The organism is Mesorhizobium sp. M6A.T.Ce.TU.002.03.1.1, from assembly GCF_003997275.1.
GTDB classification, from domain to species: Bacteria; Pseudomonadota; Alphaproteobacteria; order Rhizobiales; family Rhizobiaceae; genus Mesorhizobium; species Mesorhizobium mediterraneum.
On record NZ_RZTI01000078.1, the window covers coordinates 21,864 to 28,062 of the forward strand.

The 6,199-nt window shown below is 62.1% G+C and carries 7 protein-coding genes; 1 reads left to right on the top strand and 6 read right to left on the bottom strand.

All coding sequences use genetic code 11. The features are described 5' to 3' along the window. The first annotated feature begins 7 nt into the window (after nucleotides 1–7). Nucleotides 8–1,543: a GMC family oxidoreductase N-terminal domain-containing protein gene (locus tag EOC93_RS21485; protein ID WP_164759224.1), complete on the top strand. Its 1,536-nt coding sequence runs from the start codon at nucleotides 8–10 to the stop codon at nucleotides 1,541–1,543. Between the two features lie 79 nt (nucleotides 1,544–1,622). On the opposite strand, the gene EOC93_RS21490 is transcribed toward EOC93_RS21485, so the two are convergent. The 6 genes from EOC93_RS21490 to EOC93_RS21515 all read right to left on the bottom strand — a co-directional run. Further along, nucleotides 1,623–2,450 carry an inositol monophosphatase family protein gene (locus tag EOC93_RS21490; RefSeq protein WP_127205630.1) on the bottom strand — a complete coding sequence of 276 codons (828 nt, stop codon included), beginning with the start codon at nucleotides 2,448–2,450 and terminating at the stop codon, nucleotides 1,623–1,625. Continuing rightward, entirely contained in the window at nucleotides 2,440–3,333 is an 894-nt protein-coding gene (gene ttcA, locus EOC93_RS21495; protein ID WP_127205631.1) for a tRNA 2-thiocytidine(32) synthetase TtcA, read from the bottom strand. Before ttcA ends, EOC93_RS21490 begins: the two co-directional genes overlap by 11 nt. Before the next feature lie 138 nt (nucleotides 3,334–3,471). Beyond that, on the bottom strand, nucleotides 3,472–4,089 hold the full coding sequence (gene rpsD, locus EOC93_RS21500) for a 30S ribosomal protein S4 (protein WP_029353615.1): 618 nt from the start codon (nucleotides 4,087–4,089) through the stop codon (nucleotides 3,472–3,474). Nucleotides 4,090–4,457: 368 nt separating this feature from the next. Continuing rightward, nucleotides 4,458–4,646: a DUF3008 family protein gene (locus EOC93_RS21505; protein ID WP_127205632.1), complete on the bottom strand. Its 189-nt coding sequence runs from the start codon at nucleotides 4,644–4,646 to the stop codon at nucleotides 4,458–4,460. 60 nt (nucleotides 4,647–4,706) lie between these two features. Beyond that, nucleotides 4,707–5,519, bottom strand: coding sequence for a glutamate racemase (murI, locus tag EOC93_RS21510; protein ID WP_127205633.1), 813 nt, complete (start codon nucleotides 5,517–5,519; stop codon nucleotides 4,707–4,709). Nucleotides 5,520–5,688: 169 nt separating this feature from the next. Further along, nucleotides 5,689–6,199 (bottom strand): TrmH family RNA methyltransferase (locus EOC93_RS21515; protein ID WP_281033154.1); only part of this gene is annotated, 511 nt, incomplete at its 5' end.

Below are 6,199 nucleotides of genomic sequence, written 5' to 3' on the forward strand. Positions count from 1 at the left end.
TTCAAAAGTGAAACGTCATTTCGACGTGCTGGTCGTCGGCGCGGGATCGGCCGGCTCGGTGGTGGCCAGCCGGCTGAGCGAGGACCGATCATGCCAGGTCGGCCTGATCGAGGCCGGGGTGATGCCGTCCGATCCCGATATCGCCGACCCGCTGAAATGGACGATGCTGCAAGGCCGCGCTTACGACTGGGCCTATCGGACAGTGCCGCAACCCTTTACCGCAAACCGCGTGCACGAATGGCCACGCGGAAAGATCGTCGGCGGTTCGAGCTGCCTGCATGCCATGGCCTATGTGCGTGGTCATCCCGATGATTTCGAACCCTGGGCGGCTGCCGGCGGCGAGCGCTGGTCCTTTTCGGGCTTGTTGCCGGGCTTTGTCCGCAGTGAAGCTTTCACCGCCTTCGATGCGCCGTCGCGCGGCCGCAGCGGACCGCTGGATGTCTATTTGCCGGATGCAGAGGTCAGCCCCGTCGTCCGCGCCTATATGGCCGCCGGACGGGCCATGGGAATCTCCGCCCTGACCGATCACAACAGCGGCGAACTGGCCGGCACCAGCCCCAATTCGCTGAACATCCGCGCCGGCCGGCGCCTGAGCGTCGCCGATGCCTATCTGCCGCCGGAGGTCAGGGCACGACCGAACCTTGCCTTGCTCACCGCCCACGAGGTCGAGCACCTCCTGCTGGAGGGCCAGCGGGCCACGGGTGTGGCTGTCGTGCGTGACGGAGAGACCACGACGGTCTCCGCCGACAGGATCGTTCTTTGCGCCGGTGCGGTGTCCTCACCGCTCATCCTCATGCGATCGGGCATCGGCGATGCGGACACGCTGAAGCAAGCGGGGATACGCTGCCTCGCTGACCGAAGCGATGTCGGCCGCAATTTGCAGGACCATCTGCTGGTCCTTGGAAATGTCTACAGCACCAAAAAACCGCTGCCGCCGTCGCGCCTGCAGCACTCGGAATCGCTGATGTACCTGCACGGCAGCGACATTACCCGTTCGACGGGAAGCCCCGATATTGTGCTAGCCTGCGTCGTTGCCCCATCAGCCGCAGACGGCCTGAGTGCCCCGCCCTATGGCTCGGCTTTCACGATTCTATGCGGCGTCACCCATCCGACCAGCCGTGGGCGCATCGCACCGAGCGGGCCGGGCCGGGCCGATGCACCCATCATCGACCCGCATTATCTCGAAACCGAACACGACCGGGCGGTTTTCAGGACGGCGCTGAAGACGGCGCGCACCATTGGTCATCATCCAGCGCTCGACGAATGGCGCGACGTGGAAGTCCTGCCGGGATCAGCGGTGCAGTCGGACGCCGACCTTGACGCCTTCATCGCCAAGGCTGCTTCCACACATCATCATCCTGTCGGCACGTGCAGGATGGGCGGGGATGCCGACGCAGTCGTCGACCCGGATTTGCGGCTGAACGGCTTCGACAACGTCTTCATCGTCGACGCGTCAGTGATGCCGACGATCCCGAGCGGACCGATCAACGCCGCCGTAGTCGCCATCGCGGAAACCTGGGCGGCAGCTTCGCCTAGCGCATGACCCGGAAAATCGGATCGAGGACAACGCAGGTAATTGAGATCGACCGGGCGTGGCCTGAACCGGATCGATGCCGGACGGCCTATTCCGCCCAGAGCTCGCGGCGCAGTTCGTGCCAGCTATCTTCGTCCGGTGCGACAAGAAGGCCACCTCCGACATGCGAAGGCAGATAGGCGCTCCCGTCGAAACGCGCCGCGTAACCACCTGCCTCGGCATGAATCAGCACACCGGCCAGATGGTCCCACGGCATCAGCTTGTTGTAGACGACGAAGTGGGCGTGGCCGCTCGCCAGCAGGCGGTATTCGTGAGCCGCGCAGCGATAGCCGAACTGCGACAGGGATTTCGTCTGGTTGCGCGCCAGCCGTGACCGTTCCGGCTCGGGCATGTATTGCCAGGAAACCGCACCGGTCATTTGCGAGATCGGTGCAGGCTCGGCGACATGCACCTTCTCCAGAGTGCCATGCGCATGCCGTATGTGGCTGCCGGCACCCTTGGCGCCGATCAGCCAGTCCTTGCCGACGGGATCGTGAATGATGCCGGCGACGGTCTCGCCCTTCACCACGACGCCGAGCATGACGCCGAACAGCGGCACGCCGGAGGCGAAGTTGAAGGTGCCGTCGACCGGATCGATGACGAAGGCGAGATCGGCGTCGCCGAGACCCTGGAGCAGCGCCGGATCGTCGGAGCATGCCTCTTCGCCGACGATCATCGCCTGGGGGTAACGCTCACGCAGCCTGACGGTGATGAGCCGCTCGGCATTCACGTCGGCCTCCGTCACCAGGTCGGCTGCCGAGGTTTTTTGGCGGACGTCGCCCTCATCCAGCCGACGAAAACGCGGCATGATCTCGGCAATGGCGGCGTCGGACAGAAGGGTGGCAAGCCAGTCGATCGCGGTATCGTCAAATGTCATCGGGAATGTCTTGCCTTGTGGTGAGGGTCTCGTTGAGGGCGGCGAAATCGAACAGCTTTCTGTCGAGCAGATGCGAGGGCCGCACATTGGTCATGGCGTGGATCATCGTGTCCTTGCGGCCGGGCATGCGCTTTTCCAGGCCGTCGAGCATCGCCTTCATCGCATTGCGCTGCAAGCCATCCTGGCTCCCGCATAGATCGCACGGGATGATCGGGAATTTCATGGCGCTGGCGAATTTTTCGAGATCGGCCTCGGCACAATAGGCAAGCGGCCGCAGCACCATGACGTCGCCGTCGTCGTTGAGCAGTTTTGGCGGCATGGCGGCGAGGCGCCCACCATGGAATAGGTTCATGAAAAAGGTTTCAAGTATGTCCTCGCGGTGATGCCCGAGCACCAGCGCCGAGCAACCCTCCTCCCGCGCGATGCGGTAGAGATGGCCGCGCCTGAGCCGCGAGCACAGCGAACAGTAGGTGCTGCCCTCGGGAAGCTTGTCGGTCACCACCGAATAAGTGTCCTGATATTCGATGCGGTGCGGGATGGCGTATTTATTGAGATAGTCGGGCAATATGTGTTTGGGAAAATTGGGCTGGCCCTGGTCTAGATTGCAGGCCAACAGCTCGACCGGCAGCAGCCCGCGCCATTTGAGGTCGAGCAGCAAAGCGAGCAGGCCATAGGAATCCTTGCCGCCCGACAAGGCAACCAGCCAGCGATCGCCTGGCCTCACCATCGAAAAATCGTCGATCGCCTGACGGGCGAGACGCAGCAGCCGTTTGCGCAGCTTATTGAACTCGACGGAGGACGGCACATCGGCAAACAGCGGATGAAAGCCGCCTGCGGCATCGGCGATCGGTTCGAGTGTCTTGGCATCAGGCAGCATGTTCATGGCGCGTCGGCCCCAAAGGTCCTTGTTGCTGCCCGGATTAGCGCATCGGCCCGAAAATCGAAATCGATTTTCGGATGCCCAAAAGAAAAGGCCGCCTCGAGGGGCGGCCTTCGATGCTGTTGCAGATGAAGAAATCGATCAGCGCGAATAGAATTCGACGACCAGGTTCGGTTCCATCTGCACGGCGAAGGGAACATCCGACAGGCCGGGGATGCGCCCGAAGGTCGCGGTCATCTTGTTGTGGTCGACCTCGATGTAATCAGGCACGTCGCGCTCGGCCAGGCCTACCGATTCCAGGACGATCACCAGCTGCTTCGACTTTTCGCGCACTTCAATGACGTCGCCCGGCTTGCAGCGGTACGAGCCGATGTTGACACGCTTGCCGTTGACATTGATGTGGCCGTGATTGACGAACTGACGGGCGGCAAAAATCGTCGGCACGAACTTGGCGCGGTAGACGACCGCGTCGAGACGCGATTCGAGCAGGCCGATCAGGTTCTCCGAGGTGTCGCCCTTACGGCGGTCCGCCTCTTCATAGACCTTGCGGAACTGCTTTTCCGAAACGTCGCCGTAGTGACCCTTCAGCTTCTGCTTGGCACGCAGCTGCAGGCCGAAATCGGAAAGCTTGCCCTTGCGGCGCTGGCCGTGCTGGCCGGGACCGTATTCGCGCTTGTTGACCGGGGATTTCGGACGGCCCCAGATATTTTCGCCGAGACGGCGGTCGATCTTGTATTTCGCGGATTCGCGCTTGCTCATCGCATTCCCTTTCAAAACAACACACCCGGAACCTCATGGTCCGGCTGAAGGAAACGCGCCCTCCTCTGGCCCCCGTTTTCGAGACCTGACAGGGTTTTCCCACGCAACGCGGCGGAAAACCCACGGGACACGTCATTTTACACAAGACTCAGGAAATAGAGCGCTTCCCAAACGTCTTGCGCACATAAAGAAACCACCGGGCGTTGCGGCCCGGTGTTGGTGGGCTGATTAAACGGAGATTTAACCGGTGTCAAGCTTGCGGCTGGCGTCGGTGATGGCGAGTGGATACGACCCAAGGGCCGCAGCTCGGCCGCGGCTGTCAAACCATGGAACCGGAACCGACCTCCCTGCCTGGTGCGGACGAGCGGCTAGTGCTTCGCTTTCTTCTCCGGCAGGCTCTTACGCTTGGTCTCGGCGAATTCCTCGAGCTGTTTTTCGCTCATGGATTTGTACATGCCCTTCGAAGGGCCTTTGAGCTCGCTCTTCTTGGTCTCGCCACGCTTGGCGGACAATGCCGCGCCGGCGGCTTTCTGCTGGGCCTTTGATGTGGCTGGCATGATCGTTTCTCCTGTTGCAATAGGAAGGAAACGTGTCGGTCGGGATGATGTTCCTAAACATCAGGAAATCGCCAGCCCAAACCCCTGCATCAGGCGGCGAGTCGGAAAATCAACCCTCTTTGAGGTGAAGACAGCAAGATCGGCGCCTTCCGGCAACGCCTCGCCGCGATTCCTGACCTCGGTCCCCGCGAGCAGCGAGAGCGCCCGCCGCGCGATCGCCTCGGCGGGATCGAGCCAATCGACCGGCCAAGGTGCCGTCTTGCGCATGCGGTTGGCCAGAAAGGGATAGTGAGTGCAGGCAAGCACAACGATGTCGGTCCGCAGTCCATCATGATCGACGAAGCACGGTGCGATCTCAGCACGCACGGCCTCTTCGTCGACAAAGCCCTCGCGCATATAGACCTCGGCCAGTCCCGCCAGGCCGTCGCTGCCAACCAGGCGGACATGGCATTTCTGGGCCCATTTGCTGATTAGGTCGCGCGTATACTGGCGCTTGACGGTGCCGGGCGTCGCCAGCACCGAAACAAGTCCGGAGCGCGTGCGTTCCGCCGCCGGCTTGATCGCCGGCACCGTGCCGACGAAAGGATGGCCGGGAAATCGTTCGCGCAGCGCATCGATGACCAGCGTCGAGGCGGTGTTGCAGGCGATGACCGAAATAGCTGGCGAAAAACGGGCGAGCAGCCTGCCGAACAGCTCTAGTACATGTGCCCTCAGCGCCGGTTCCTCCCAAGCCCCATAAGGGAAAGCCGCGTCGTCGGCGACATAGACGAAGCGGCGGTCGGGCATCAGCACGCGCGCTTCGCGCAGCACCGTCAGGCCGCCGATGCCGGAATCGAACATCAGGATTGGACGGGCGTTTGAAGGGTTGGTCATTGTCATTGATTAGGAGAAAGGACTGGGATTACGAGAAAAGACTGGGACTCAGAGGGAAGGCTGGGACCACGGCAGGAAGATGGTCGCACATCCGAGGGTCCATCATTTTGAAATGATGGACCCCACCAAATAACATTCGGTTACCAGTGGTAGGCCCAACGATTTGTTCCTAGTCGTTGTCTTCCGCCTTGGCGGCGCGTGCCGCGGCTGCCGGAAGCCGTCTTGGATCATCACCCGGCGATCCGTCGCCGCGCGGCATGGCCGGCGAAAACCTGTCCAGCGATGATATTATGCCGCGCAGCACCTTGAGCTCCTGCTCGGCGAAGCCGGCACGCGTCAGCACCGCGCGCAGATTGTCGACCATCTTCGGCTTCTTCGGCGCCGGACGGAAATAGCCGCGCGCCTCGAGCGCGCCTTCCAGATACGCGAACAGGCCGTGCAACTGTTCCTTGGTCGCCGGCATCATGTCAGGGCTGGAAAAATTGGTTTTCGTCTCATCTTCCAAGCCCGACTTCATCCATTCATAGGACATCAGCAGGGCCGCCTGGGCAATGTTGAGCGAAGAGAAGGCGGGATCGACCGGGAAGGTGACGATCTCGTCGGCGAGGCCGACCTCGTCATTGTAGAGCCCGAACCGCTCGCGGCCGAACAGGATGCCGGTGCGCTGCCCGGCTTGCTGG